Annotated in this window: 23 protein-coding genes; 12 read left to right on the top strand and 11 right to left on the bottom strand. The window is 57.3% G+C overall.

Features of this window, described 5'->3' with window-relative positions:
• Positions 1-67: 67 nt before the first annotated feature.
• The 6 genes from ETAA8_RS03250 to ETAA8_RS03270 all read right to left on the bottom strand — a co-directional run bounded on the left by ETAA8_RS03250 (position 68) and on the right by ETAA8_RS03270 (position 5,240).
• Positions 68-832 carry a hypothetical protein gene (locus ETAA8_RS03250; protein ID WP_145084808.1) on the bottom strand — a complete coding sequence of 255 codons (765 nt, stop codon included), beginning with the start codon at positions 830-832 and terminating at the stop codon, positions 68-70.
• 684 nt (positions 833-1,516) lie between these two features.
• The gene (locus tag ETAA8_RS03255; protein ID WP_145084811.1) at positions 1,517-2,632 is read right to left on the bottom strand and encodes a tyrosine-type recombinase/integrase; all 1,116 of its coding nucleotides are present in this window, start codon (positions 2,630-2,632) and stop codon (positions 1,517-1,519) included.
• 18 nt (positions 2,633-2,650) lie between these two features.
• Positions 2,651-3,586, bottom strand: a complete 936-nt coding sequence (locus tag ETAA8_RS03260; RefSeq protein ID WP_145084814.1) for a rolling circle replication-associated protein — start codon at positions 3,584-3,586, stop codon at positions 2,651-2,653.
• Positions 3,587-4,014: 428 nt separating this feature from the next.
• Positions 4,015-4,176 (bottom strand): hypothetical protein, encoded by a 162-nt coding sequence (locus tag ETAA8_RS34325; protein WP_202921531.1) that lies wholly within the window; start codon positions 4,174-4,176, stop codon positions 4,015-4,017.
• A 447-nt stretch (positions 4,177-4,623) separates the two neighbouring features.
• Positions 4,624-4,830 carry a hypothetical protein gene (locus tag ETAA8_RS03265; RefSeq protein WP_145084817.1) on the bottom strand — a complete coding sequence of 69 codons (207 nt, stop codon included), beginning with the start codon at positions 4,828-4,830 and terminating at the stop codon, positions 4,624-4,626.
• A 35-nt stretch (positions 4,831-4,865) separates the two neighbouring features.
• Positions 4,866-5,240 (bottom strand): hypothetical protein, encoded by a 375-nt coding sequence (locus ETAA8_RS03270; protein ID WP_145084820.1) that lies wholly within the window; start codon positions 5,238-5,240, stop codon positions 4,866-4,868.
• Positions 5,241-5,915: 675 nt separating this feature from the next.
• Here ETAA8_RS03270 and ETAA8_RS03275 point away from each other — a divergent pair.
• From ETAA8_RS03275 to ETAA8_RS03330, 12 genes are all read left to right on the top strand, one after another.
• Positions 5,916-7,325, top strand: coding sequence for a transposase (locus ETAA8_RS03275; RefSeq protein ID WP_145083689.1), 1,410 nt, complete (start codon positions 5,916-5,918; stop codon positions 7,323-7,325).
• A gap of 455 nt (positions 7,326-7,780) precedes the next feature.
• The gene (locus ETAA8_RS03280) at positions 7,781-8,911 is read left to right on the top strand and encodes a phenylacetate--CoA ligase family protein (RefSeq protein ID WP_145084823.1); all 1,131 of its coding nucleotides are present in this window, start codon (positions 7,781-7,783) and stop codon (positions 8,909-8,911) included.
• 156 nt (positions 8,912-9,067) lie between these two features.
• Entirely contained in the window at positions 9,068-10,489 is a 1,422-nt protein-coding gene (locus tag ETAA8_RS03285; protein ID WP_145084826.1) for an aldehyde dehydrogenase family protein, read from the top strand.
• 68 nt (positions 10,490-10,557) lie between these two features.
• A complete protein-coding gene (locus tag ETAA8_RS03290) occupies positions 10,558-11,706 on the top strand; it encodes an iron-containing alcohol dehydrogenase (protein ID WP_145084828.1) in 1,149 nt (382 codons plus the stop codon).
• Between the two features lie 56 nt (positions 11,707-11,762).
• Positions 11,763-12,941: an outer membrane protein assembly factor BamB family protein gene (locus ETAA8_RS03295; RefSeq protein ID WP_145084831.1), complete on the top strand. Its 1,179-nt coding sequence runs from the start codon at positions 11,763-11,765 to the stop codon at positions 12,939-12,941.
• A gap of 11 nt (positions 12,942-12,952) precedes the next feature.
• Positions 12,953-13,552, top strand: coding sequence for a Uma2 family endonuclease (locus tag ETAA8_RS03300; RefSeq protein ID WP_145084833.1), 600 nt, complete (start codon positions 12,953-12,955; stop codon positions 13,550-13,552).
• Between the two features lie 94 nt (positions 13,553-13,646).
• Positions 13,647-14,219: a Uma2 family endonuclease gene (locus ETAA8_RS03305; RefSeq protein ID WP_145084836.1), complete on the top strand. Its 573-nt coding sequence runs from the start codon at positions 13,647-13,649 to the stop codon at positions 14,217-14,219.
• A gap of 39 nt (positions 14,220-14,258) precedes the next feature.
• Positions 14,259-15,569, top strand: a complete 1,311-nt coding sequence (locus ETAA8_RS03310) for a coproporphyrinogen-III oxidase family protein (RefSeq protein WP_145084839.1) — start codon at positions 14,259-14,261, stop codon at positions 15,567-15,569.
• Positions 15,566-16,030 (top strand): glycine cleavage system protein H, encoded by a 465-nt coding sequence (locus ETAA8_RS03315; RefSeq protein WP_238397668.1) that lies wholly within the window; start codon positions 15,566-15,568, stop codon positions 16,028-16,030. The genes ETAA8_RS03310 and ETAA8_RS03315 overlap by 4 nt, the downstream gene beginning before the upstream one ends.
• Before the next feature lie 100 nt (positions 16,031-16,130).
• On the top strand, positions 16,131-17,306 hold the full coding sequence (locus ETAA8_RS03320; protein WP_145084842.1) for an ATP-binding protein: 1,176 nt from the start codon (positions 16,131-16,133) through the stop codon (positions 17,304-17,306).
• 334 nt (positions 17,307-17,640) lie between these two features.
• Positions 17,641-18,933, top strand: coding sequence for a glucose-1-phosphate adenylyltransferase (locus ETAA8_RS03325; RefSeq protein ID WP_238397669.1), 1,293 nt, complete (start codon positions 17,641-17,643; stop codon positions 18,931-18,933).
• A gap of 565 nt (positions 18,934-19,498) precedes the next feature.
• The gene (locus ETAA8_RS03330; protein ID WP_145084848.1) at positions 19,499-20,899 is read left to right on the top strand and encodes a M48 family metalloprotease; all 1,401 of its coding nucleotides are present in this window, start codon (positions 19,499-19,501) and stop codon (positions 20,897-20,899) included.
• Positions 20,900-20,973: 74 nt separating this feature from the next.
• On the opposite strand, the gene ETAA8_RS03335 is transcribed toward ETAA8_RS03330, so the two are convergent.
• The 5 genes from ETAA8_RS03335 to ETAA8_RS03360 form a co-directional block, all read right to left on the bottom strand.
• Complete coding sequence (locus ETAA8_RS03335) at positions 20,974-21,270, bottom strand: hypothetical protein (protein ID WP_145084851.1); 297 nt, start codon at positions 21,268-21,270, stop codon at positions 20,974-20,976.
• 20 nt (positions 21,271-21,290) lie between these two features.
• Entirely contained in the window at positions 21,291-21,890 is a 600-nt protein-coding gene (locus tag ETAA8_RS03340) for a GNAT family N-acetyltransferase (RefSeq protein ID WP_202921532.1), read from the bottom strand.
• A gap of 28 nt (positions 21,891-21,918) precedes the next feature.
• Complete coding sequence (locus ETAA8_RS03345) at positions 21,919-23,049, bottom strand: SGNH/GDSL hydrolase family protein (protein ID WP_145084858.1); 1,131 nt, start codon at positions 23,047-23,049, stop codon at positions 21,919-21,921.
• Between the two features lie 1,259 nt (positions 23,050-24,308).
• Positions 24,309-25,565, bottom strand: coding sequence for a prepilin peptidase (locus tag ETAA8_RS03355; protein WP_145084864.1), 1,257 nt, complete (start codon positions 25,563-25,565; stop codon positions 24,309-24,311).
• Positions 25,562-26,098, bottom strand: coding sequence for a shikimate kinase (locus ETAA8_RS03360; protein WP_145084867.1), 537 nt, complete (start codon positions 26,096-26,098; stop codon positions 25,562-25,564). The genes ETAA8_RS03355 and ETAA8_RS03360 overlap by 4 nt, the downstream gene beginning before the upstream one ends.
• Positions 26,099-26,201: the final 103 nt, after the last annotated feature.

Genomic DNA, 26,201 nt, shown 5'->3' on the forward strand with positions numbered 1-26,201 from the left:
AAGCCCCGGGAAAACCGGGGCAATAAATGCTAGAAATTCTGGCTAAAAAGTTGTGTGCGCACAGAAGTTAGTCATTCTCCAAGCCTCTTCTTGCGCGCTCTTCCCGGATTTGTAGGAGGTCATGGTAGTTGTGAACGCGCACGCTCCTGTTCGAGTCAATCTTGGCGTAAATCGTCTGGATCTTCTGCGATCTTCGGTACCCGCTCAAATCACCGGCACTCAATCCCCAAGTGGTTCCTTCGCTTGCGATGTACGTTGCTGTGAGAGGTTCACCATTCATGTTCCCACCGTCCCGATAATCTGGAGGAACTTCGCTGGCTTCCAGTGGATTATCTGGCGGCGAAGTGCAAAGGTATGATGCACGAACAGACTCCGCCAGAAGAAGGTCCCGATATCCCGGCCATGATTCGTGTTCATATTGGTCGGTCGATTCAAGTCGAGTGAATGCCATATGTGCTATCGGCCAGAACTCATCGCTGATCGGGCGCCAAGTGCCTTGATCGATCAACCCTGTCTCAAAGAACTTGATCGTGTGCTGTGCAACGTTCATCGCAAGATGGTGGCAGGAGGGGAAACGCTCTCCGGCTATAGACGGTTCTTGCAGAACTGCGCGAACAATGCAGCTGTAAATTTCCGGAGTTTCTAGCCACTCTTCGAGCTCATCCAGGCTTAGCCGAAGGCTCTGGATAATCCAGGCGATGCTATCGTAATAGCCATCGGGAATAATGTCGTTCGCCTTAGCCAACGCCACCAATTCATGTGAGCACTGTAAACACTCGGCCGCCGCCAAGTATGTTTGACGAAACTCCTCATGCGCAATCGATTCCAACATCGAACCTCATCCTTAACCAGGTGGCCCGCCGGCGCCCCGGGGATGAGTCCAGAGCACCGGCAGGCCGCGGGGTCATGACTCCCCTGCCCAGAATCAAAGTGGGTACAATCGAAAACTTGTACCCAAAAACGCTGTAAAATCGCTCGTTCGGCATCAGAACGGCAATACGAAAGATACACAAAAACCGCAGCGAGAACGATGGTCGGACCTTGGCCGTACGATGACAGGTGACTTAAAATCCTGTGGTGGGTAATCCACCGTACGGGTTCGAGCCCCGTCCCAGCTACTTACCACGACAACACTTGCGAAGAATGCAATTCAGAGGCGACTAGTCGCGGGTGCGAGTTTGCTCCATTTCGTCACGTGACACAAGATCACTTTTTGGGTCGAAATCGCTGCTTGTTAGAGCACCCAAACGCTGAACCGACTTGGATGCCTGTACAATGTCCAGCATGTACACGACCGAACCGAAGCCCAACGAGGATGACTTGCGGCTTAGGGCTCACATCCTGTTGCTCATTGAGAAGCTAGGATTCTGCGGCTCAGAGTGCAGCATTGATACTTACTTGGGCGTCGTGCCAATCGATAGGTTCACTCTCCGATTTCCAGGCGGAAGCGCTACGGGCTCGTACCAACAACTGGTCGAGGTACTTTCGAGCGCAAGAACCACCGAACAATTTGTTGCTAATTGCTGGGCAACTGAGATTCTTGATTAGTGTACGAATTCATTCGAGACGCAACTTCCATTGCCCGTTGGCCCACGTAGTAATCCATTGTCACTTGCATGGACGAGTGTCGCATGAACTCCATCAGGTCTTGGGGGCTCAGATGCGCGGCCCAACGTAGAGCGCACGACCGCCGCAGATCGTGAAAGCTCGCGTACTTTTCTTTGCCCGTCAGAGCATCTTTTCGCACCAGCAGCCCAGCTCGCCGACCGATCGCCGCTCCCACATGCGAAACCGTTGACCTGGCGACACCAGGCAATCGGAACACCTGGCCGCACCGCTCTTCCTCGGGAACCTGGCGAAGCAGCTCCGCAAATTCCGGTGCGACTGGATGCATCCGGTCGCGTTTGCCCTTCTCCAGTTGGCCACGAATCCAAATGACAGGATGAGCTTGAGTTGTCAGGTCGATCCGATGCCGGTCGTGCCGATCCCAGGACAAATTGAGAGCTTCGCCGACTCGCAGACCTTGCCACCACAGCCCACGCGAGAAGAAAGACCAGGCCGCCCCCTGTTCCACTCCAACAACGTGCTGAATCGCCTCTAAGAACTGCTCGAACTCTATCGGGGAGAGCGGTCGTCCCTTCATCGTCTTGGGAACGCTACCCCGCACACCCTTCGGCACCGAGGGCATGCGGACGATCAACTCCAAATCGTAGGCCCACTGCAACGCAGCTCGCAGTTGTCGCATGTGTTTCAGAATCGTGATTTCCTTCAAATCTCGCTTCCGCAGCCACGCTTGAAACTGACTCAGCACCGCCGCGTTGATCAGTTGCAACCTGATCGCCCCGACCGCCCTTTCGAAGAACTTGAACGTCACGCCGTACGTTTCGCGAGTGCCTTCCGACATCACCGGCATGCGTTCCTCTTCAAAACGCAGACGGAAATTCGACCAAGTGAGATCTTCGGCCGGCCGGCCTTGCACTAGGCGGGACACGAATTCGCCTGCCAGGCGTTCCGCTTCGTGGCGGTCTTTCGTCCCCAGTGATTGTTGCCGCTCAGTACCCGTTGTTGGATCAAACCAACGAACCGCGTACGGTCTCTTTTTGAACTCAACGATTCGATAACCCGTTGCCATCCCTGCCCCTCCCTGCACCTATATCACCCCGCCCGACGCATTCCATTGGTCGAACTCCGCAAACCTCGCCACGTCCGCCGCATTGATTCCGCCGCCGATTACCGACGGAGTATGCCCACGAGTGGCGACAAGCCGAAACCAATCGCCTTCCTTCAATTGCACCCAGCGTTTGCCGACCTCCTGAAAATCGAGAACGACGCACGCTTGGGCAAAGGTGATTTCCAGCATCCGCCAAAAGCGACGACTCGACCTGACAACCTTGCCGGTCTCATCCTTAACTTCCGTGACTTCGAGCACTGCCGCACGCGTGCCGCAGTCCGCAAGACGATCCTCGATAGTTCGCTGCTCTTTTTTGGTCGGATGATGTTCCCCTGCTCGACATGCATCGCAGAAGCAGTCCGCAGAATGTTCTGCCACGCCGGACTCTTCCTCAGCGTTCGCACATTTGTTTTTGCTCGACGGCTTCCCAGGCAGCAGGCCGTGGCTAGTTTGGTAAAGCCGGATTCGACGCCCTGCGTTCATTTCGTCGAAGGTCCATTGCGGAAACCCATGTTCGGGGTACTTCACCATGTACTTCGTGGCATAGCACGCGGCATGGTGAGCCCCTCCACTAAACTTGCCAACCGAGATTCGGCACGTACCGAACTCCGGCTCCACTCCTGCTAACGACTCTTCATACTTGTGCCCCCATGCAGGAGCTGACTTCGGACGATTCCGGCCCCACAGTTGGCAGAGCACTTTAAACGGGATGAACTCAGCTTCTAGCAGCAAGTGAAAATGTGCCCAACCGTTTTTGTGGAACTCGACCACGTAAAAGTATCGATTGCTTCTCAAGTGGCCGGCTTTCTTCAGTGCTCGCACGAGCTCGGCAATCGCCCGCTTCTCACGCACGTAGCGGTACGCTTCCACAGGCGAGCCGAATAGCTTCGGATCAACGGTGAGAGTGACCATCATCAATGCACTGAATGTCTGCAGGACTGGCACCAGGCGTTTTCGCAGGCTCAATCCCAGCGAGACGCAGCAGTGCTTGCAAAACCTTGACCGACAACCGACGGCCCGACACTCCAGGTGTTTCTCTTCCTTCAAGTCTCCGTGATGGGGCCAGACGCCTTGTGCGTTCCAGTCCACAGTACTTCGACTGGATTCAAGATAAGGGGCGACGGCTGGCGGGACGGCGGGGCTCGCTTCGCTCGCTCCCGCCGCCCTCGCTGCAGCCTTTGCCCCAGAGCTTGAATGCCCTTGGCCGACATTGCCTATAGACGTATGATCACAGTTGCCTTTGAGGCACATTGACTAACCTCCGTGTGCTGAAATTGCTGTACGCCTGGCAGGTCCGTTCTGTCGCCAAACTTCACGGACCCGCTGGGTTTTTTCGTTTTTGCCTACGCCGCTTTCTTTGCTCCCTGAATAATCTGCAGCATGCCATTCTGAATTTGCTGTTCAGTCAGAGTCGGATTGACCCTCCACGCTGCTGCCGACCACATCAAGCAACTAACTTCAACGAATTCACGTTCGCTCAACGCAATCCGTTTGAAGTCTTTCATTGCGGCCATCAATTCTCGCTGGATTAGGCAACGATCTCCCAAATCAAGTGCCATGATCCGGACAAACCACCTCTTTGCTCGCCTCTCAATGCTCGCTCTCACGTGTTAATCCTCCCTGCTTAAAGCTCCGAACAAGGATCGACAAAGGGGTATCGTCCCCACGCCTTTCACGCTCATCCGTCGCAAAGACAAAAGAGCGACGGGATGAGGTGAAGGCGAAGGGGACTCGACCGGCCCCATAGCTGGACAACTGGCACCGCTTCCAAGCGATCACGCCAAAGCCGCTTCCGGCTCCGCTGCAATCGCGAGTGCCGCAATGATTGTTCTCGAAGATGGATCACCGACGAGGCGTCACACGCGATTGCGTGCGCTTCGCCGAAGCTAGTGGCGTGATCGTTCAGGCGTTCGAATTGAAATAGAATTGGCCACCTCCCTGTGGTCGCTCGATTATGCCGGTCGCAAAGCAACGTACTTCGCGATAGCCTCGTTCAGAGCTGCAGTTGTCGTGATGCCATTCGCCTTCGCGACTTGCTGCAGCTTGGCAAGATAGGCCGCATCGAAGTGAAAGCGTTTCAGCTTCATGCCTTCGCTCCACACTCTGCGGCAGTTTGGCACGTTCGACTTGATCTCGCCGTTCGGCTTTTCACTGGTCATTTCGATGTTCCCAAAGTTGCTGAACGATATGTCCATCACCGGACGCCAAAGTGAACGTCGCCCCGTTCTCGAATATCGATACCAAACCAAAACGTCCCACGGTCGGTGATCTCCGGTACATCGCTATCAAAAATGCCCTTCGAGCCGAACCATACGCAACCCTTCGCGGGTTTGGAAATTAAGAAACGCGTTGGCTTGTCTCCCTCCATCATTCCAAACTCATTCCACTGCCCAACTTGAGCTGATGACAACGCCCCTCGACACATTCCTTGCACCAATTGGTTTACACTAATTCCGGTTTGCTCTGAGAGCTTCACCAACTCCTGATGAAGGTCACGATCAAATCGCACCTGGAAGGGCACTTTATCGCTTTCAACAGCCTCTGCCTTCTTTTTTGCTTTCTTCGCCATGAGAGCCTCCTTGGTCACCTGTATCGAATATCACCGCAAGGTAACTTTAAGAACCTTTGCGTGATATCGCAACACGGTTAATGTTTTTACCTTTAGATGATATCACTGACAGGTGCATCAGTTGATGCCCGTCAAGACCAGGTGCAAAGTGGCTAACTCTAATGGTTTACAGCAGAATGCTGCGGTCAGAATCCGGTTTGCCGGGATATGTTGTCAAAGTTCGGAGCTGGTGGACGCTTAAAATCCTGTGGTGGGTAATCCACCGTACGGGTTCGAGCCCCGTCCCAGCTATTTTTCTTGGGTGCTAATACTTGCGGCGTAGGGTGGCACGGGTGTACTCACCCGTGTTTGGTGGCCATTTTGGGGCGAGAACGACTGGCAACGTCTGGTGGAATGCGAGCCATTTTGGGGTAAGGCGGCACTTCCCTGGTGGGCGACATCGGAGCTGGTTTCTGTCGTTCTTGGCGACGGAGCCGTACCTCATAAGACAGGGGAGAACACGGGTGAGAACACCCGTGCCACCCGAAAAATCAGCAGTCAGCCAAGCGTGCCACCCAACGCCGTGAACCCTTTTTGGCGAGAGTGAAAAAGTCTTGATGCGATTGAGGTTAGTGGCGATGCTTTCGTTTCTCACCGCGAAAGGATCGTTCACCGCTCACCCGAAAGGATTCGGGAATGTCGCATCAAGACCCTAGTCGAAGTCAGCAAGGTCGAAGTCAGGTTGTCGTTGCCGAGTTCCAAGCGGATCAGCTCAAGCAGTCACTGGAGCGATTGCTCGGCGAGGGGGACTGGGGTGCGATTCGGTTTCGTGACGACTGCACGTGGGGCCCACGGCAATTGGCGGCCACGGCGTTGCTCTGGGCTTGGTCGGATGAACTCACGCTGGGGGACCGCTTCTTTGCTGCCCGCAGATTAGCTCAATTTCTGTTTGCGCCGCAACAGGAGTTTGCCAGTTCGGTGCAAGCCTTCATGAAGTTGCTGCTGCGTTGGACGGTGCTGCTGGTCGGCGTATTGCAGGTGACGTTTCGACGGCAGATGCAGCGTGCATTACCCACCCTTTGGCGAGTTCATGGCCTGGTCCTCTTCGGCATTGATGGCAGCCGAGTCGACGTGCCGCGAAGCAAGTCACACGAGGCGGCACATGCTCCGGTTCGCGATGGTAAGGGACGAAAACTCAAACGCAATCGTCGCCAGAAACCGCGCACCGCGATTCACTCGCGCAAGGCAAGCGTCCCGCAAATGTGGTTGACCCTGCTGTTTCACGTCGGCACAGGACTGCCTTGGTCGTGGCGAATCGGTCCGACCGGCAGTAGCGAGCGCGAGCATTGGTTGGCGATGCTCGACGAACTTCCGAGCAATGCCCTGATCACCGCCGATGCTGGCTTCGTGGGTTACGATTGTCTGCGCGCCGTTGTTAACAGTGGTCGCCATTTCCTGGTGCGAGTCGGTTCGAATGTGCGTCTGCTGTACAAGCTGGGCTTCTCCCGCGAAGTCGTTGGCACGGTGTATCTCTGGCCCGATCGTGCTGCCCGTCGCAGTCAGCCGCCGCTCGTGTTACGCCTCGTCGTGGCCACTGGTGGAAAGTATCCGGTCTACTTGCTCACCAGCGTCGGAGAAGAAGAATTATCGCGCGGGCAAGTCCTCGACGTTTACCGTCGTCGCTGGGGCGTGGAACTCTTCTTTCGCCACTTGAAGCAAACGTATCAGCGCCGCAAACTTCGCAGCACCAATGCCGCGCATGCGCGTTTGGAGTTGGAGTGGTCGCTGCTGGGACTATGGAGCATGGCGCTCGATGCTCAGGTCCAAGCGACGCGCGTACAACTAGATCCTACTCAACTCAGCCTAGCGGGCGTCTGGCGCACGTATCGGCGGCTGATGCGCGACTATCGACATCCGCTGGCTCGGCAACAATCGCTCCCCCACCAACTCCCTCAAGCAGTGCGCGACACCTACGAGCGAGCCAACAAATCCAGCCGCAACTATCCTCGCAAAAAACGTCCCGACCCGCCCGCTGGCTCTCCCGAGTTCCTACTCGCCACCAAGTCCCAAATCCATCGCGCCCGCTACCTCACGACCGCTGCCTAAAAAGGGTTCACGGCGTTGCGTGGCACCCGTCACTCGCACCCGCATTGAGTCAGGGCGGAGTACCGACCTGACCTTCTGGCTATCTACAAAGGCGGCAGGGTGGCACGGGTTCCACCCGTGTTTGCTGGCCATTTTTTAGCAGGCGAGAATGACAATCGTTGGTGGAGTTCAAGCCGTTCTGAGGTAAGGCCGCGCTGCAGCGCATCGAGAAATTGAGTTGACGCCCGCCAGACTTGGTCAGGAGCCCTACCTCATAAGACAAGGGAAGAGCACGAGAAGAACCCGTGCCACCCGATGCCGAAATCTCATTCCAGCACGCGCCAGAATGTTGCTGGTCTCAGCCACAAGTGGGGGCGAGAGTTGTCGACGGCTGGCCGGTCGGATATGGTGAATGGCTCGAAGCGTCCCCGCCTACAGCTTCTCCCACCACTAGCTAGACTCGCAGAGGAACCGGAATGAAACCGGAAGTGATTCCCGCAGCGGAATTGGAATCCCGCGTCAAGACAGCGAAGGAAAAACTCGACGCCCACGCCTATGAAACGGTGCAGTGGCATTTTCACGACTCGACGGGTTCCCCGTTTTGGCTCGAAAAGAAGCGCGAGCTGAAATTCGATCCGCTCAAAGAAGTGAAGAACTTCGACGACATTAAGAAGTTCCCCGAGTTCGAAGATGAATGGCTCCGCGGTGGTCCCATCGACCGCTGGGTGCCGAAGGGTTTGGCCGGCCAACCTGTCTATGTTTTTGAAACAGGCGGCACGACGGGCATTCCCAAGAGCCGCATGGTCGTGACCGATCACTGGACCGACTACGAAAACTTCAGCGACACGCTGCCGGACAAGTATTTTCCTCGCGGTGCCAACTGGCTGATGCTCGGCCCCAGCGGTCCGCGCCGCCTGCGTCTCGCCGTCGAACATCTCTGTCAGCATCGCGGCGGCATCTGCTTCTGCGTGGATCTCGATCCCCGTTGGGTCGTCAAGCTGATCAAGAAGGGATGGATGGAACATCTCGAAGCGTACAAGGACCACTGCATCGATCAGGCCCTAACCGTGCTAGAAGCGGGGCACGACGTGAAGTGCATGTTCACCACGCCCAAACTGCTCGACGCGCTGTGCCAGGCACTCGAGAAGAAGGGGAAGTCCTTCGCCGATACGGGCATCACCGGCATTTTCTCCGGCGGCACCGAGTTCACGCCGCAGTTCACGCGGTTCTGCGTCGAAGAATACTTCGGCGGTCCGCCCGAAGAGAGCGGCATCTACATGACGCCGACCTACGGCAACACGCTGATGGGCCTCGCCTGCAGCAAGCCCGTGAGCAAAGAAGAAGGGTACAAGATTTCGTACTACGCTCCTCAGCCCCGCGCGGTGGTGGAAGTTGTCGAGTTCGACAATTACAACCAACCTGTGGGCTATGGCGAGTCGGGCCGCGTCAAGCTGACCACGCTCACCAAGGAGTTCTTCGTTCCCGGCTTCATGGAGCGGGACGAAGGCGAGCGCGAACAGCCCTACGCTGCTTACCCCTGGGACGGCGTCAGCGGTGTGAAGCCCTGGCGCGGCATTGCCAGTTCCACGACGGTGGGAGTGTATTAGGAACAACGAGGCGAGGGACGAGAGGCGGGAGACGAGGGATTGGTGTCGGCTCCCGCCACGTTCGTGTAAATCAGTTGGAATGCATTTCCCCTCGCCCCGCGTCTCCCGCACCTCGCCCCCTGCCTTCACTTCACCCAAACATTTATCGAGAAGACTATGCTGAATATCCCCGTACTCCGCTGGGGTGAACCTTACGAATCGCTGGAAGTGGACGAGATCAAGCACTTCTATACTGGCGAGCCCGTGGCTAAGGTCAGTCAGGCCAATGGCGGCATCGTCAAGCGCGATATGAACAAGGCTTGGAAGTGCCGGGATATCCTCCGGCAATTCCCGATCGCCGATATCATCTCCAAGCTCCGCGTGGCTGCCGATCTGTACGAGACCGGCACGCTGCCCATGGGTGACGGCACGCAATCGCCCGACGACTTCGTCCGCCAGCAATCGTCGACCACGGGGCTGCCCGAGTCGCTCTGCAAGGCGAACATCACGAAGAACAGCTTCGTGCTGCGGAACATGGACAAGATCATGGACTGCCTGACGCGCGGTCTCGATCTGAACATCCTCACCAAAGGCTGGGGGATGGAGCACCGGAACGTGATCGTCAGCTATCAGTGCCAGGCTCCGGTGCTGGGCGCGGTGCTGCCGTCGAATTCGCCCGGTGTGCATACGCTCTGGCTGCCGGTGATTCCGCTACAAGTGGGCCTGGCGCTCAAGCCCGGTTCGCAAGAGCCTTGGACCGTCTATCGCATCGTCTCGGCCTTTACGCAGGCTGGCATTCCGAAGGAAGTCTTCGGCGTCTATCCCGGCGGCCACGATGCGGGCGGCGCTCTGCTCGAAGCCCTCGACCGCTCCATGATCTTCGGCAGCGCGCAAACCGTCGAGAAGTACAAGGGGAATCACCGCGTCCAAGCACACGGGCCCGGTTTCTCGAAGATCATCCTCGGCGACGACGAAGTCGATAACTGGGAACAACACATTGACATCATGGCCGAGAGCATCGCCACCAACAGCGGCCGCGGTTGCATCAATGCCTCCGGTGTGTGGGCTCCGCGCCATACGGAAGAAATCGCTGCTGCCCTGGCCAAAAAGCTCGGCCCGATCGAAGTAAAGCCGCCGCAAGATCCCGAAGCCAAGCTGGCGGCGTTCACCGTCCCCGGCCAAGGGAAGGGCGTGTGGAGCATGATCGAAGCCGACCTGAAGGAAAGCGGCGTCAAAGACATGACGAGCCAATACGGCGAACGGCTCGTCGAACGCGAACTGTGCTCGTATCTTCGCCCGGTGATCGCCCACTCGACTTCGCCGGACACAGCGATCGCGAAGAAGGAATACATGTTCCCGTTCGCGACCGTGGTGAAGTGCGCGGAAGATCAACTGCTGAAGAAGATGGGCTACACGCTTGTCTGCACGGCGATCACCAAGAACGAAAAACTGATTGGCCAACTGAGTGATGCCACGTTCATCGACCGGTTGAACATCGGGCCAATCCCCACCACGCGGCTCAACTGGCTGCAGCCTCACGAGGGAAGTATTATCGACTTCCTCTACCGTTCGCGCGCTTATCAGGTTGCAGGAGTTTAGTCCTATGGCCGAGCCCGCTGCGGGCTCGAGCGATTCCATCCGCCGCCCACCTTTGATTGCCTCACCTGATGACCGCATTCGACTTTCAACCTCGCACGCGGATCGTCTATGGTCCTGACAAGATCGAGACGCTCGGGGAATTGGCCTCGGAACTCGGTGGTCGGCGGGCGCTGGTGGTGAGTGATCCTGGTGTGATCACTGCCGGGCATGCAGCGCGAGGAATTGCCTCGCTGGTGAAAGCGGGAATCGAAGCGCAGTTGTTTGGCGCGGTTCACGAGAACCCCAACACCGACGATGTCGAAGCGGGCGTGAAGTTCGCGCGGCGGCACGATATCCAACTGCTTGTTGGTCTGGGTGGCGGCAGTTCAATGGACTGCGCGAAGGGGATCAACTTCGTCCTGACGAACGGCGGTGAAGTGAAAGACTACTGGGGCGTCGGCAAAGCGCTCAAGCCGATGCTGCCGATGATCGCCGTGCCGACGACCGCCGGAACCGGCAGCGAGACGCAATCATTCGCCCTTATCAGCGATGCCAAGACGCACGTGAAGATGGCCTGCGGCGATAAAAAAGCAGCGTGCCGCGTCGCGATTCTCGACCCCAAACTCACCGTTACTCAGCCCCCGCGTGTCACGGCGCTCACCGGAATTGATGCCATTTCGCACGCGCTTGAGACCTTCGTTTGTACTAAGCGCAACGCAGCTTCGCTGGCCTTCAGCCGAGAAGCGTGGCGATTGTTGGCCGGCAACTTTGCGCAGGTGCTGCGCGAGCCGACCGATGTCGAGGCCCGCGGAGCCATGTTGCTCGGCGCGAGTTTCGCGGGGATTGCCATTGAGAACAGCATGCTCGGTGCCGCACATGCCTTGGCGAATCCGCTGACGACGCACTTTGACGTGCCGCATGGCCAGGCGGTGGGTCTGATGCTGCCGCACGTCATTCGCTTCAATGGTGAAGAGTTCGAGGGCTGGTATCTCGACCTCCTCAGCACGATGCCCGCCAACGGCACGGGGCCTGTTCCGGAGACGGTCGATGAACTGGCCCACTTCGTTGCTGCACTGACCTTGAAGGCTGGCCTGAAGACCAAGCTGGAGGAGTTGCACGTCGATTACGACAAATTGCCGCAGCTGGCGGCCGAAGCGGCGACCCAATGGACGGGCTCGTTTAACCCGCGAAAGGTGGGTGCGGACGAACTTTTGGCCCTTTATCAGCAGGCCTTCTGATATAATTTGCCCTCAGGCCTTCAGCAGACTTTGGTCGGTGCTTTCGGAGTAATGCCATGCGCGGTTCCCACGCTCAGCTTTCGCGTCGCGAAGTTCTGACCGCTCTCTCTGCTGCTCCGCTACTCGCCTCGCTGGGTTGGCCGAATGACTTGCTGGCAGCGGATCCCACAAGTGTCCCGTTACCCGCCGCGACCGCTAAGAACTGGCCCGTCTTCCGGGGCGACGTGCTGGCTAGTGGTGTTGCCAAGACCCAAGTGGCGGACAACCCCGATCAGCTTTGGAAGATGTCGGTCGAAGGGGGCGCGTTCGAATCGACTCCGGCCATTGTCGATGGCGTCGTCTATATCGGCGATCTCGATGGCAAGTTCTTCGCCCTCGATCTGCAAACCGGCAAAGAGAAATGGCACTGGAAGATCGATAGCGGCTTCATGGCTGCCCCCGCGGTTCGCGATGGCTTGATCTTCCAGGGCGATATCGACGGCAACTGCCACTGCCTCGATCTGGCGACTGGCAAAGAAAAATGGAAGTTCGCGGCTGAAGCCGAAGTCGATTCCAGCGCTAATTTCTGGCAAGACAAAGTTCTGTTCGGCTCGCAAGATCGCTACCTCTATTGCTTGGAAGCAGCGACGGGCAAACTTGTTTGGAAGCACGCCATCGAAGATCAGATTCGCTGCACGCCGACCGTCGTCGGCGATCGCTGCTTCGTCGCGGGCTGTGATAGCAAGTTGCACATTGTCGATCTGACGAAAGGTGCCGACGCGGCGGAAGTTGCCATCGATGCACCTACCGGCGTTACTCCGGCGGTTCTCGGCGATCAGGTGTTCTTTGGCACCGAAGCCGGTGAACTGTTTGCTGTCGACTGGAAGGAAGCGAAGGTCACTTGGCGCGACAAGGGTGCAGGACAGCCGTATCGCAGTTCTCCGGCAGTGATGGAGGGGATGGTGGTTTGCGGAACTCGCGAGCGCAAAGTCATCGCTCTCGATCCGGTGAATGGCAACTCGTTGTGGAGCTTTGCCACCAAGCAGCGGATCGATAGCTCCCCGGTCATCGCGGGCGAACGTGTGATTGTCGGCGCGGCGGATGGCCGCTTGTACGGAATCGATCGCAAGACCGGCAACGAAGTCTGGCAAAAGCAGGCTTCCGGCGGCTTTGTTGGCTCAGCTGCCGTGGCTGACGGCAATATTGTCGTCGCCACCGACCGCGGCACCGTCTATTGCTACGGCGCGAAGGGTTAAGGAACTACCGCATGTCCATTTCATCGCTGCCGCCGCCAACTGAAAAGTTGATCACCGCGGATGACTTATTGAATATGCCCGATGATGGCCGCGTAACGGAGTTGGTAAGGGGAAGGATTGTTGAGATGCCGCCGACTCAATTGCCGCACGGTAAGGTTTGCCTCGCGATTGGAGGCATCTTGGTCAAATATCTTGAGGTTCACGACGTTGGTCACGGCGCGGTTAATGACTGCGGAATCATTACGAAGCGTGCCCCAGATACGGTGCGTGGGGCCGATGCCGCCTTTGGAAGCTATGTTCGGCTGCCGAAGGATCAACCGCCACGCGGCTATTGGCCAGTTTCGCCTGAAATTGTGTTCGAGGTGCTAAGCCCCACAGACCGCCCCGGCGCAACCCTTACCAAAGTTTCAGAATATCTCGCAGCGGGTGTCGTTGTGGTGATTGTTGTTGATCCAGACGAGTATTTAATTCACGTGAACGCCGCCAGCCAACTCCCTTTCGAGCTGGGCTTCGGCGATCAACTCAAGCTCAACCAATTCCTGCCCGAATCGCTTCCCGAATGGACCGTTGCTGTTCGCGAGTTTTTTAGATTTCTGCCGCAGCCGAATTAGAAATAATTGCATAAACGTGACCATCGAAACTGTAATAACTAAAGTTGGCAGTGAAGACACCATAAGAAGTTTTGCTCGAGGTTAAAGAGAAGCCATGCCAACTGTTTCCAGCACTTCAGCCAAGCTGCTAACTATGGGGGAGTTCATCGCGATTCCCGCCGGTAGTATGCCATTCGAATTAGTCCTCGGCAGGGCTGTAGAGATGAACGTTCCCGCCCCAACTCACGGCAAGTGCTGCTCGAACATCTCGCGTGCCATGGGGCGCTACCTCGATCAATATGACCTTGGACACCTCACGAGTGAGGCAGGTGTCATCACGCACCGCGACCCAGATTCAATCCGTCCCCCAGACGTGGCGTTTTTTAGCTACGCGAAAATGCCTCGTGGCGATCTACCGGAAGGATATTGGCCCGTTAGTCCTGAGCTGGTGTTTGAGGTTAGGTCTCAGTACGACCGTTGGGTCGAGATTGTCGCCAAAGTCGGCGAGTTCCTCAGCGCGGGCATCCTTGTTGTCGCAGTACTCGATCCACAAGAACGCAAGCTGCACGTTTACTCAGCAGATCGGCCCACGCAGATCTTGGCAGAAGCGGATGTGTTTCAGGTGACGGAGTTCCTGCCCGACATCCTTCCCAATTGCACACTTGCCGTTCGCGATTTTTTGAAATAACCGCATGCAAATTGCCCGCCTTTTTGGAAACAGCTTCCCGTGACCATCGAAACCGTAAAAACCGAAGTTGGCAGTTACTTCATCTCCAACTATCCGCCATTCTCGCAGTGGAAGGCGGAAGAAGTCGGCGCGATCGAGAAGGCGCTCCATAGCCCGCCGCTGCGCGATACGCCGCTGGGGCTGTATCTGCACATTCCGTTCTGCCGTAAGCGCTGCAAGTTCTGTTATTTTCGCGTCTATACCGACAAGAACGCTCACGACGTCGAATACTACGTTTCCGCGCTGTCAAAAGAGATTGAACTCGTCAGCCAGTTGCCGGTGATGGGTGGCCGGCCGTTTCGCTTCGTTTATTTCGGCGGTGGTACACCGTCGTTCTTGAGTGCCAAGCAGTTGACCTCGCTCGTGGACCGCTTAAAGAAGCATGTCAATTGGGACCATGCGGAAGAAGTGACGTTCGAGTGCGAGCCTGGCACGCTGTCAGAACCGAAGATTCACACGCTCAAGGAACTTGGTGTCACGCGGCTGAGTCTCGGCGTCGAGAACTTCAGCGACGCGGTGCTGGAAGAAAACGGCCGGGCTCACTTGTCGCCCGAAGTTTACAAAGCGTGGCAGTGGATTCAGGATGCTCAGTTCCACAACGTCAACATCGACCTCATCTCCGGCATGGTCGGTGAGACGTGGGACAACTGGCGCGAGAACATCAAGAAGACGATCGAGCTGTCTCCCGATAGTGTCACCATCTATCAAATGGAGCTGCCGTTCAACACTGTCTATTCCAAAGACATGCTCGGCAATCAGATCGAAAGCCCGGTTGCCGATTGGCCGACCAAGCGCGCCTGGCTCAATTACGCGTATGACGAACTGCAGGCCGTGGGCTATCACATTTCCAGCGCCTATACGCTGGTGAAAGACCCGACCAAGGTCAACTTCAGCTATCGAGATAATTTGTGGCGCGGTTCCGATCTGCTGGCGACCGGTGTCGCCAGCTTTGGGCACGTCGCAGGGATTCACTATCAGAATAAAACCGAGTGGGCCGACTACACCAAGACCCTGCTCGAAGACAACAAGCTGCCGCTGCTGCGTGCGATGCAGCCGACGCAACATCAGCTTTTGATTCGCGAGTTGATTCTGCTGCTGAAGAAGGGCTATCTCGACGTCAACTATTTCCGCCACAAGTACAACGTTGACGTGCTCGACGAATTCCGCGATGCCTGGCAGCAGCACCGGTCCGAAGGAATGCTCAGCTTTGACAACGACCGCGTCACGCTGACCCGCGACGGGCTGCTGCATGTCGACGCGTTGTTGCCCGCGTTCTTCGAATCGCAACATCAAGGGGTTCGCTACACTTGAGCGAGCCGCTGACGTTTGAGATGGGGAAATTCGTCGCCGAGTTTCCCGTGGACAGGCTCTACGCCAAGAATCACATGTGGGCTGAACCGCGCGGCGAACTGCTGCGCTTCGGCTTCTCTGCCTATGCCGTGCGGCTGCTGCAGGACGTCTACTTCCTTGACTGGTCGATCGACGCCGGCACCGACCTGAAAGAGAAACAGGAAATCGGCAGCATCGAGAGCAAAAAGGCCGAGAGCAGCCTCTACTCGCCCGTGGCCGGCCGCTTGCTGGAGTTCAATCAGGAAATTCTCTCCGACCCGTCGTCCATCAACGTCGACAAGTACGGCGCAGGCTGGATATTTGAGATGCAGCCCGTTCCCGGCCTGGCCAGCCCGTTGCTCACGGCTCAGCAATATCTCGAACACCTCGCCGCCGTCTGGGAAGTCACCCAGCGGACCATCAAAGGCCAGATGAACGAATAGGCTGCATTTTTCCGCCGTTTGAGGCTAAACTGAGCGTTGGTCCTTTGCCTGTCCTGGACCATCCCGATCCATTTGAATCCTCCCCAGCACGTACAAAATCATGGCCAAGCGCATTGCCGTCGTTCTCTCGCAAGGTCAGAGCCAACATCCAGCCAAGCGCCAGCTGGAAGAAGACATCGCTGCTGCCCTCCTCATGGAGCCCGGCATCGATCTGGTAATTGTCCCGCACCTATATGATCTCAAGCCCGATGGCACTGGCACTCTCGCGCTGTCGAACATCAAAGGCAACATGATCGTCCTGGCCTGGCTATTTGATCGGGCCACGCGCTGGACGCTCGACCGCATGGGCATTCGGGGCAAAGAAGGAACTTCGCTGCTCAAATCGGCCGATGAAGAGACGGACGAAGATGAGGATGAAGCTGCCGAAGCTGAAGAAACCGCAGCAGCGTCGGAGAAGACGCGAGTCAACGACTCGCGCGACCTTCCCAATCGCAAGATCTACTGCCTCGATCTGCGCGTGCAGCCTAAGGCGGAAACGTTCGTCGAAGAAGTGAAACGGATTGCCCGCGAAGCGTCGATGCAATTGATCGGCCTCGGTGGTCTGGGCGGCGGAATCGGGAGCAAACCAACTGGTCCTTCAGCGTCTGGCCCTTCACCGGCCGCACTGGCTCGGTTTGCAGAGCCAACAAACTCTACGGCCCTGCCCATCATTTCGGCCCCCGATCTTTCGCCTGTGAATACACCGTTCTCGTTCCTGACGGAAAGCAAGTCGGCCGATGCCAGTGGCGAAACACCTTCGCAAATCATTCGCATCGAAGAGACCGGCGATCGCCGTTGGTATCCCGTCATCGATTACAGCCGTTGCACGAACTGCATGGAGTGCATCGACTTCTGCCTGTTCGGCGTTTACGGCCTCGACCGCGCCGATACGATCCTCGTCGAGCAGCCCGACAATTGTCGCAAGGGCTGTCCGGCGTGCAGCCGCGTTTGTCCCGAGAACGCCATCATCTTCCCGCAGCACAAGACGCCATCGATCGCGGGCTCGCCCGAAGTGGCCGGCAGCATGAAGATCGATCTCTCGCGTCTTTTCGGCGCTCCCGAAACGGGCGAATCCGCCGAGCAAGCTGCCGTCCGCGAGCGCGACGAGCAACTGCAACTCGCCGGCCGCACTGCCGTCGGTGCCTCTGTCGGCCTGCCCAAGCGGCAAGCCAGCGCTCCGCAGCCCAAGGACGAACTCGATAGCTTGCTAGACTCGCTGGATGAGTTGGATATTTAGCAGTCCTGTCTTCTTTACTCCTAGAGTAAGCCTAGTGCTGCGCACTAGGCTGGTAAAAATTACACCTTTGGTGCTGGAAAGTAATCGCGCATTTTTCCTCGCTTGTCTTTGGGCATAAATAGAAATGGCGAATCGCTAACCCATCGGCTGACTCCGATCCCACAAAGGCCAGCTTGGGGCGTATCTTGCCCCATAGAGCCCTTCGGGCTATGTTATTGCCTGCAGATCGCGTAGGCGCGCCTCTCCCCGCCTACTCGGTCTATCGTTTGCTTGTCTAAGTAGTTCGTGCTCCTGCCTCACCCATCGCCCCCCTCTCGTGTCCTAGAAGTTGATCATGCGCAATGTTATTTCGCTCGTGCTGGGCGGTGGTCGCGGCACTCGTTTGTATCCATTGACGAAGTTTCGCTCGAAGCCGGCCGTTCCGCTAGCCGGTAAGTACCGGCTGATTGATATCCCCCTGTCGAACTGCATCAACAGCGGGCTGAACCGCATGTATGTACTGACGCAGTTCATGTCGGTCAGTTTGCACCGTCACATTCGCCAGACGTATCGCTTCGACCACTTCAGCGGCGGCTTCGTCGAATTGCTCGCTGCCCAGCAAACGACCAACGACGAGAAGAAGGACTGGTACCAAGGTACTGCCGACGCGGTGCGCAAGAACCTGCGTTACTTGCAACAGCCGGGCATCGACTATGTGCTGATTCTGTCCGGCGATCAGTTGTATCGCATGGACTATCGCGAAATGATCAAGACGCATCAGGATAGCAAGGCCGATGTGACCATTGCCGGCATTCCTGTCGATCGCGAAGCGGCAAAGGGCTTCGGCATCATGCGGATTAATGACGAGGGTCGCGTGCAGGGCTTCTTGGAGAAGCCGCAGACCTACAAAGAGATGGACATGGTCAAGATGGACCCGGCCTGGATCGATGCCCGCGGCATCCCCAGCAAGGGACGCGACCTGATCGCCAGCATGGGCATCTATCTGTTCAATCGCGACATGCTCGTCGATGCACTCGAGAAAACCGATTACCCCGACTTCGGCAAAGAGATCTTCCCCGCTGTGGTCCGCTCCAAGCGAGTCATGCTCCACATGTTCGATGGCTACTGGGAAGACATCGGCACGATTAAGGCCTTCTACGAAGCCAACCTCAGTCTGGCCGGCACGCATCCTCCCTTCGATCTCTCTGCGGCTGTCGCGCCCATTTATTCGCGGCCGCGCTTTTTGCCCCCCACGATGTTTGATGGCGCCACCATCAAACGCAGCTTGATCGCTGACGGTTGCCAGATCGGTCAGGGCGCAGTGATCGAGAACAGCGTGATCGGACTGCGGACAATCATTGGCGAAGGCGTGACCATTCGCAACACCGTCATCATGGGTGCCGACTCTTACGACACCGATGGCACTAAGCAGAAGCACGCGAATAACGGCACGCCCCAGACCGGCATTGGTGACCGCTCCTACATCGAAGGCGCGATCATCGATAAGAACGTCCGCATCGGTAAAGGCGTGCGGATCGTCAACGAGCAGGGGGTCGAAAACCGCGGCGAAGACGAAGCTTGCATCATTCGCGATGGCATTCCGTGCGTGGTCAAAGATGGTGTCATCCCCGACAACTTCCGGTTGTAATCGTCCGGATTGAAAACGCCTACGAAGCCCGCACAACTGGGAGCAGATGAATTAGGCTGCGTCCGAATTTCTCTCAGTGCGAAGCGGCCGCACGGACTGTCCATAGGCCAGCTTGACGCTTCGCGGTCGGCTCTGGCTTGTTCTCGCTCATGGCGAAGAAGGGGCCGCGTAACGTTTTTGATAAACGAGAGTCAGCGGTCAAATGTTCTTGGCAGCGGGGACAGCAGGCACCCTCAGCAGATTCATTCACGCCCCGGCAATGGGCATCGCAAGACCAACAGTAATAAACACTTCCGTCCAACATCAGCCAAACTCGCTAACGACACGAACTGGGTATAAGAAAGTTTTATCGGCAGGCCGTGCAATCGACATGAGTCGTAATATGCGAAAACCTAATCCACACAAACGGCATCTTCGTACTGCAATTCAAGTGCCGTGATCCGTGCCAGCCCGCTAGCAATTGAAAGCTTGCGCGCGGCCAACTAGCCTGAAACTCAGCGAAATTGCTGCTCCGTTGTTGTGGCAGACTTCGCGCGACCGCTTCGCAACGTTCCCAGGGAAATCCATGCAGCTGATCATTCTTGCTGCCTTGCTGGCCACCCTGGCACAGACTGAGTCAACCCCCGCACCCGTCACGGGCACAGGGGTCTCGGCCATCTCCGACCAATGGCGACTGCTGTTGATCCTGCTGGCCACCCTCGCCGCACCGGTCGCTACGGCCTGCGATTGTTATTGGTTCATCTCGCGACTGACCAAAGCCAGCCCGCTCCAAACTGCCGATTGGCAGCAAGTCGGCCACCGCTATCAACGCTTGCAACTCGCTGGGCTCTGGCTCTGGCTGGCTGGTTCCCTGGCCGTCATTTACTTGTTGAATTGGCCAGCCATTGTTCGCCTCGCGTGGGGCTGGCAGGCCTGGCCACTCGTCGATGATCTACTGGTCCTCGCGCCGGTCATCGGTTCGCTCCTGCTCGTTTGGACGACGTTCTTCTATGTCGAACGAACCGCCCAACGACTGCGCCACGCTCCGCTCCGCGCATCATCGCTACTGACTTACCTCGTCTGGCAATCCCGCCATTATCTGGCCATGGCCTTGGTCCCCGCGCTCCTCATCATTGCCGTCCATGATCTGGCAACTACCTACTTCGTCACTTCCATGTGGGGTACATTCCTACCGCAGGAATCTGCCTGGCTCCTCGCAATTCCCCTGCTTTTAATCATTTCGCTGGGTCTTCCCCTCTTGCTGAGCAGACTCTGGGCCACCAGCGACTTGCCCGTTGGTGAACTACGCACCAATCTGGAATCGATCAGCCACGAACTGAAGACGCCGCTGACGCGGCTCCTCGTCTGGCACACGCAAGGACGAATGGCCAATGCCGCCGTCGCTGGCCTCTCGCGCTACTGTCGCTATTTGTTCCTGACCGATGCCTTGCTCGTCCAGCTGACGCCTGACGAAATCGCCGCCGTCTGTCGCCACGAACTGGGGCATCTCCAGCGTAAGCATTTGCTACAGCGGTTGCTTCTCCTCGTTATTCCTGCCCTCGCTTGGTTCGCTATCCAATCTTTCTTCGCAATCGACGTCGATCTTCTCTCGACGTACTCTCCCTATTCCCTAGCAGTCTCAGCTGGCTACTTGGCCTATGCGGCAATCGTCATTGGTCTTGTCTCGAAATGGCTCGAATACGACGCCGATTTGTCCGCCGTGTACGATTCGCAAGGAAATCTAAATGCCGACAGCGCTCGCGACCTGATCCACGCCCTCGTCGTCCTCCAAGGACCGCACCGCGATAGCCGCTTCACGCACTGGCTTCATCCGCCGACTGCTGATCGCGTCGCTTGGATCCGACGAGTTCTCATGCAACCTGCGCTCGGCTTCGCCTATCGCCGCCGACTCGACCAATTGGCTCGCGGCATCTATGCCCTGGTCGTTGGCCTGGTGCTGCTTGCCGTACTCGCGATCGCCGCGTAGCTGCTAAAGTGCGGGCATGCACGCAATTCCTGCCTCGGCACCAACGAACTCTCGCTGCAGCACAGTTTTGAGGATCAGCTGCTCTTGCGCGACTGCCAGTATGCGACGAGTTCTTGCGCGCAGTTCCGACTATGTCGCTTGTCGAAGTGACTCATTCCCATTTGGTCTGTGACAACCCATCGCATGTATTCCACGATCTCCTCCACGCTGGCTCCACGGTCAAGGAGGCGAACTACATCCACCGAATAGCTATCGTATTCGTCCTGGTTTTTCTCGCTGATGACGCCGATAGGATCCCAGCGGCGCAGAACTTCCATCACCTTCAGGTGCGGTTGATTCTGCGGCATGCTCAGGTAGTCAGACGGTTCCATGAGCAATCTCGGACCAGCATTCAACGACCTGCATCCGTCGCGTCGCGCAACTGTTTGCTCCAAATTAATTGCACTTCGTTCGGCAGGAGGGGATACGCAAACCGGTCAACGCACCTCAACTCGAATCCCGCCGCGGCGTAGAAGCGGCACGCAGGAACATTGTTATTCTGGGTCTCGACGGATAAACGCTGCTTTCCCGCCGAGCGTGCGCGGCGCTCTGCAAAAGCCAGAAGTTGCCTTCCCACACCACGGCGCTGGTAATCTGGCCGGACACGAATATCCCAAAGCACCGCCTCGGCATTATCCCTGAGCCGGCCGTACACTTGAGTCGTATCGATGATGATGGCCACGCTGCCAACATGGGCTTCATCAGAGAATGCAGCACAGAGGCACCACTTTGTCAGATCCCATTGCTTCGCCCAACCGTCGGGGGACTGCCCAGGCAGCGAATCATAGTCTTTTTTATAAGGTGCATCGACGTCGCGACGGATGAGCCGTATGCCTCCCAGTCCATCAGCGAACAATTCGACCGCCAGATGCTCATTGACCTCGAATGCAATCGGAATCGAACCGTATTGCGCGATGAAGTTCGGCAGTTGCTCACGAAGTTGAAGATTCAAGATGCGCAGTCTCTCACGTGCCAGATATCTACTTCTTCACCAGCGGGGCGAGGACTTTGGAAAACTCGTCCGCCATGCGCAGGAAGCCGAGGTCGGTGGGATGCGAGCCATCGACCGTATCTTCGCCATCGGCACCCAGTTGGTTTTCGCCGGGCAAATAGAACAGCAGTTTGTCGTGCGGCTGTAACTCGGCAAAAATCTTCTTGAGTGCAGCTCGGCTCGTCGAGTTCCGTTCGGCGCGGTCGCGTTTGAGAAATGCATCGCCGTAAGTTCGATCTTCGGCCAGGACAATGGGCGTATTCGGGTGAGCCTGGCGGAGCGTAGCAACCAGCGGTGCCGTGTTGGCGGTAACTTCGGCAGCCGTCATGTTCGGCAGGCAGTCGATGACATAGACAACCGCTTCGATATCGACGATGCAGGCGGTTACTTCCGCTTCCATCTTGCCGTTGCCCGAGAAGCCCAGATTGATCACCGGGCGATCGAGGCGACGCCCAAGGATCGCGGTGTGCACCATGCCAGGGCGTGACGCGCAGCCTCCCTGTGTGATGCTGGTGCCGTAAAACACAATCGGCAAGCGAACCGACTCTTCGCGCACGAGGCGTTCGATCTTACTTCCTTCAGCAACGCCAATCTCGACTTGTGATACGCCGTTGTACAGCGGCAGGTACAAGCAATAGTCGCGCGGAGTCTTCGATAGTCCGTCGACAAGCAACGCCGTGTGCTTCGTTCCTTCCTTGGGCTGACCGACGCTCAACCAGCGCCACGTACCTTTATCGTCGCGCACATAGAGGTCGACCCCGCTCACGCCGGTCGCCGGCATGTGCGGCATGCCGAGCTTGGCCGACGTATTCGTCCATTGGCAGCGGATGGTGGGCGAATCGGTGCGAAAGCGAACGCACAGGCCCGCTGAATTCTGACTCAAGCTCCAGACCGGTGGGCGGACTTTTCCTTCCGCGCGTGCCGGGAGTCGATCGTACGGAGCTTTGGTATCGGTAAAGCCTTGCCCTTCCAGGCCAATCACGCGGGCATCGTACCAATCGAGTTTGGCCGCTTCATCACGCCGTACTCTCGATCCATCGACAGCCCCGGTTAGATCAGCAGCAAGCAGCGCCGCCGGGCTAAGAGTAAGAAACGCAACAACTGCGACGCGGCAAAGCATGGGACGTTCCGGGGCAAGTTTGAAGTTCAGAATTGAAGAGGCATGAATAATCTGAGCGATTCGCGGGCAATAAGCAACAATCTCCGGGCGCTGATTTTTCTGACCTCTGACACCCAACTCCGCCAAGAAATGATTAGAGCCGCCCTGACATCGCGTCGCGGCGGCTCTTTCTCGTTGTTATCGGTTGCGTGCAGCCGGCATCTGAGGGCAAGGCATCATGCCCGCTGATTCAGGCGGCTACAACAGCTTAGGGGCTGCGGTCACCAAAAAGCACTTAGGCCTTCTTGGTTGCAGGTGCCTTCTTCGAAGCCTTCTTGGTTGCCTTCTTAGCAGCCTTCTTCGGGGCAGCCTTCTTAGCAGCTTTCTTCTTGGCCACAGCAACATCCTCCCTTAGGAAAAACTTGGCGAGTCGAGCAGCAAACGAAACAGATCGATCCGCTCTGAACTCACCTATGCCACGGTCCGCGGTTCCTGTCGCCATGTTTCCAGTGCGATAGTGCCAGTGTGCCGTAACATCCCGTGTGTCACATCCACTCTGGCAGGCGGTCCGGTAACTCCCTGCTTTGGTCACTCGCGTTGTGTCGTTGAAGACAGCTCGTTGTCGACTTGAGATCGGCAACTTTTGTGGTCAAGTGTCATTGACAAAAGTCATCGACATTTTTTCCACGCGAGTTGCTACCAATGTTGCGAGTTGCTTGCAAATCGTCAAGAGGAAATGTCGCCGCGCGCTCCAACATCGTGCAAGAATTCAGCGCGCGAAGGATGTCGCGCGACACTTACTCGTGCGCTTTCGCGCGCGTGCGCAGCGGCGCCGCCCAGTCCTTTCGCAGCGCTGAAAACAGTGCGCGCTGAACTGCACACATGATCGATAGCGTTCACTCTACACACGGTGATACCGCTTGCGCAGCGCTAATTGCAGGTTGCCTCTCGTCCGCGGTGCCACGTTATTTTTCGCAAAATTCAGCCTGTTTTTTCGCAATTCTAAGGACTCACCTGTTTGACTCTTGAGTCCGCGCAGGTGCGTGCGCGCCGCACATCGTGAGTTCGTTTCTGCGCAGCGCTCATCGCGCGCGAACTACGCAGACCTGACATTGAACACTCACGCTCGCGCGCTGATCACAGTCGCGCGCGAGCGCTGACGAAGAGAAAACCTGCGCTGAAAAGACGCGCGAAATATTTTTTCAAATTTGTGCGCGCGGCTCGCGTTTACTGGTCACTCGCAGACAAGAAATGTGACATCGCGCGCGTTCGCGCGATCTCTAGTGACCTTCGATGCGCGCCCAAATCGCATCTCGAATGAGGCGCCACACCATCAGCATGCCGGTCATCGCGAGCAAGAAGAAGGCGATGGCGATGGGGACGAGTGCGCCGAGTTCGAAGATGCCACGGGCATATCCTTCCCACAGTCCACGCCAGGCAACGATCACGATCACGGTTGCCAAAGAAAGATACGGACCAAAGGCAATATCTTTGCGCCTGGTGATGATGAATTGTGTCAGCGCGACAAAAACGGCAGCTGCCGGAGAGAGAAAAAAGACCAGCAACGACGCTTGCCAACCGACCACGACACCAATCATCGCCATGAGCGTGACATCGCCAAAACCCATCGCCTCTTGCTGCAACCCAATGCTGCCGCCGATGCGCACGCCCCACACCAGCCCGCCTGCAAAGGCAAGTCCAGCCAGAGAGGTGAGCAGCGACTGCCAATGTGTACCGCCCCACAGCCAGGTTCCGGTCACAGCCAGCGAAATCAAGACAAACAGGATTCCCAAACGCCACCAAGTGCCGTGGCGAATGATACTTGCGATGTAAAACTGGGCAGCTTTGAGTGGGCCGCGGCGAAAAGTAAGCGTGCCGGGAACGATGGCCAGCCACCACAGCCAAACGATGGTCAGGGCCAGCGCCAACCCTGGCCAGTTCATGAATTCCGCCGGAAACATAACCGCTGGTCGAGAAGTAAGCAGGAGTGATTCAACCGTGGCAACGCCGGGCAGGGGGACACCGAAGTAGATCACAGGCAGATGAGCTGTCGGCCAAATTGTCATCACTAGCAGGAGCAACAACGTGCCGGGAAGGGTGACCGTATCGGGAATCGTTTGTTCGTCGAAGTCAATGAACGTCGCGGCCGTCAGCAGGGCGATTAGCGCCGCGTGGGCGGCGAACATGGGATACCAGTAGCTAGTGGCGAGCGGCGCGCTGAGCGGAATGGGCGGCAGCAGTCCGCCTGTCGTCTCAAAATGAAACAGCCAGACCATGCCCGCCCCATAAACGGCTTCGATGAGTATCGGGCGAACCCAAAACCAACGGCCATGCAGGTGTTCTTCGCGCCGCAAGCGCCACCAACCATAAAGCGGGACGCAATCGAGCCAAGTGCGCGGTACCGCATGTTCCGGAGGGAGTGACCAAGGGCTGATCGGTCGTGCGCGGAACGCCAGGGTGTAGACCGCCCAGTTAATTCCACTACCGACCAGTAGCGCCACGACAAAGATCAGCACAGCGATCAGCGGCCCCATCATTGCCGACCTTCCTGCTGAGTCACCAGCCAGGCGGCGATATGCTGCGCGATTGCAGGTGGTGCGTTATCATCCACGTCGACAATCAAGTTCGCGAGTGCGGCATAGATCGGTTCGCGCACTGCGAGTAGCTGCTTCACTTCTTCAATACCGCCCCCGGCTGTGAGGTTCGGTCGCCGCGCTCCGGTGGTGGGATCTTGTTCGATTCGCTTTATGAGCGTTTCGGCGCGAGCTCGCAGCCAGACAATGTGGCCGCTAGTGCGCAGCGCCGTCCGGTTTTCCTCTCGCAAGATGACACCGCCCCCCCAAGAGACCACGATCGGTTCGCGCGCTGTTAGTTCCCGGACAACCTGACTTTCGCGATCACGAAATCCTGCTTCGCCTTCGAGAGCAAAAATCTCGCGGATCGTCTGTCCTGCCTGCTGCTCCAGGAGTTCGTCGGCATCGAACGCCGGCCACCCGAGGCGATCACCCAGAAGGCGGGCTACTGTGGTTTTGCCGCAGCCGCGATAGCCAACAAGATAAAGACTGGTCATGAGTTGAATTGACCGGGACGATGGAGCCGAGTTTGGGGAGAGTGATTGGCGTGAAAAAACGAACTGATCAGTTAGCTTCGCACTCAAGTCAGGCTGCTAACTG

It is taken from the genome of Anatilimnocola aggregata, from assembly GCF_007747655.1.
Lineage (GTDB): Bacteria > Planctomycetota > Planctomycetia > Pirellulales > Pirellulaceae > Anatilimnocola > Anatilimnocola aggregata.

Coding starts and splice junctions, on each gene's coding strand:
- ETAA8_RS03270 (WP_145084820.1), bottom strand. CDS start 5,240: ATGGCGAAGAAAGCAAAAAAGAAGGCAGAGGCTGTTGAAAGCGATAAA.
- ETAA8_RS03325 (WP_238397669.1), top strand. CDS start 17,641: ATGCGCAATGTTATTTCGCTCGTGCTGGGCGGTGGTCGCGGCACTCGT.
- ETAA8_RS03285 (WP_145084826.1), top strand. CDS start 9,068: ATGCTGAATATCCCCGTACTCCGCTGGGGTGAACCTTACGAATCGCTG.
- ETAA8_RS03260 (WP_145084814.1), bottom strand. CDS start 3,586: ATGATGGTCACTCTCACCGTTGATCCGAAGCTATTCGGCTCGCCTGTG.
- ETAA8_RS03360 (WP_145084867.1), bottom strand. CDS start 26,098: ATGACCAGTCTTTATCTTGTTGGCTATCGCGGCTGCGGCAAAACCACA.
- ETAA8_RS03330 (WP_145084848.1), top strand. CDS start 19,499: ATGCAGCTGATCATTCTTGCTGCCTTGCTGGCCACCCTGGCACAGACT.
- ETAA8_RS03265 (WP_145084817.1), bottom strand. CDS start 4,830: ATGACCAGTGAAAAGCCGAACGGCGAGATCAAGTCGAACGTGCCAAAC.
- ETAA8_RS34325 (WP_202921531.1), bottom strand. CDS start 4,176: ATGAAAGACTTCAAACGGATTGCGTTGAGCGAACGTGAATTCGTTGAA.
- ETAA8_RS03280 (WP_145084823.1), top strand. CDS start 7,781: ATGAAACCGGAAGTGATTCCCGCAGCGGAATTGGAATCCCGCGTCAAG.
- ETAA8_RS03295 (WP_145084831.1), top strand. CDS start 11,763: ATGCGCGGTTCCCACGCTCAGCTTTCGCGTCGCGAAGTTCTGACCGCT.
- ETAA8_RS03335 (WP_145084851.1), bottom strand. CDS start 21,270: ATGGAACCGTCTGACTACCTGAGCATGCCGCAGAATCAACCGCACCTG.
- ETAA8_RS03250 (WP_145084808.1), bottom strand. CDS start 832: ATGTTGGAATCGATTGCGCATGAGGAGTTTCGTCAAACATACTTGGCG.
- ETAA8_RS03290 (WP_145084828.1), top strand. CDS start 10,558: ATGACCGCATTCGACTTTCAACCTCGCACGCGGATCGTCTATGGTCCT.
- ETAA8_RS03300 (WP_145084833.1), top strand. CDS start 12,953: ATGTCCATTTCATCGCTGCCGCCGCCAACTGAAAAGTTGATCACCGCG.
- ETAA8_RS03320 (WP_145084842.1), top strand. CDS start 16,131: ATGGCCAAGCGCATTGCCGTCGTTCTCTCGCAAGGTCAGAGCCAACAT.
- ETAA8_RS03275 (WP_145083689.1), top strand. CDS start 5,916: ATGTCGCATCAAGACCCTAGTCGAAGTCAGCAAGGTCGAAGTCAGGTT.
- ETAA8_RS03355 (WP_145084864.1), bottom strand. CDS start 25,565: ATGATGGGGCCGCTGATCGCTGTGCTGATCTTTGTCGTGGCGCTACTG.
- ETAA8_RS03305 (WP_145084836.1), top strand. CDS start 13,647: ATGCCAACTGTTTCCAGCACTTCAGCCAAGCTGCTAACTATGGGGGAG.
- ETAA8_RS03255 (WP_145084811.1), bottom strand. CDS start 2,632: ATGGCAACGGGTTATCGAATCGTTGAGTTCAAAAAGAGACCGTACGCG.
- ETAA8_RS03345 (WP_145084858.1), bottom strand. CDS start 23,049: ATGCTTTGCCGCGTCGCAGTTGTTGCGTTTCTTACTCTTAGCCCGGCG.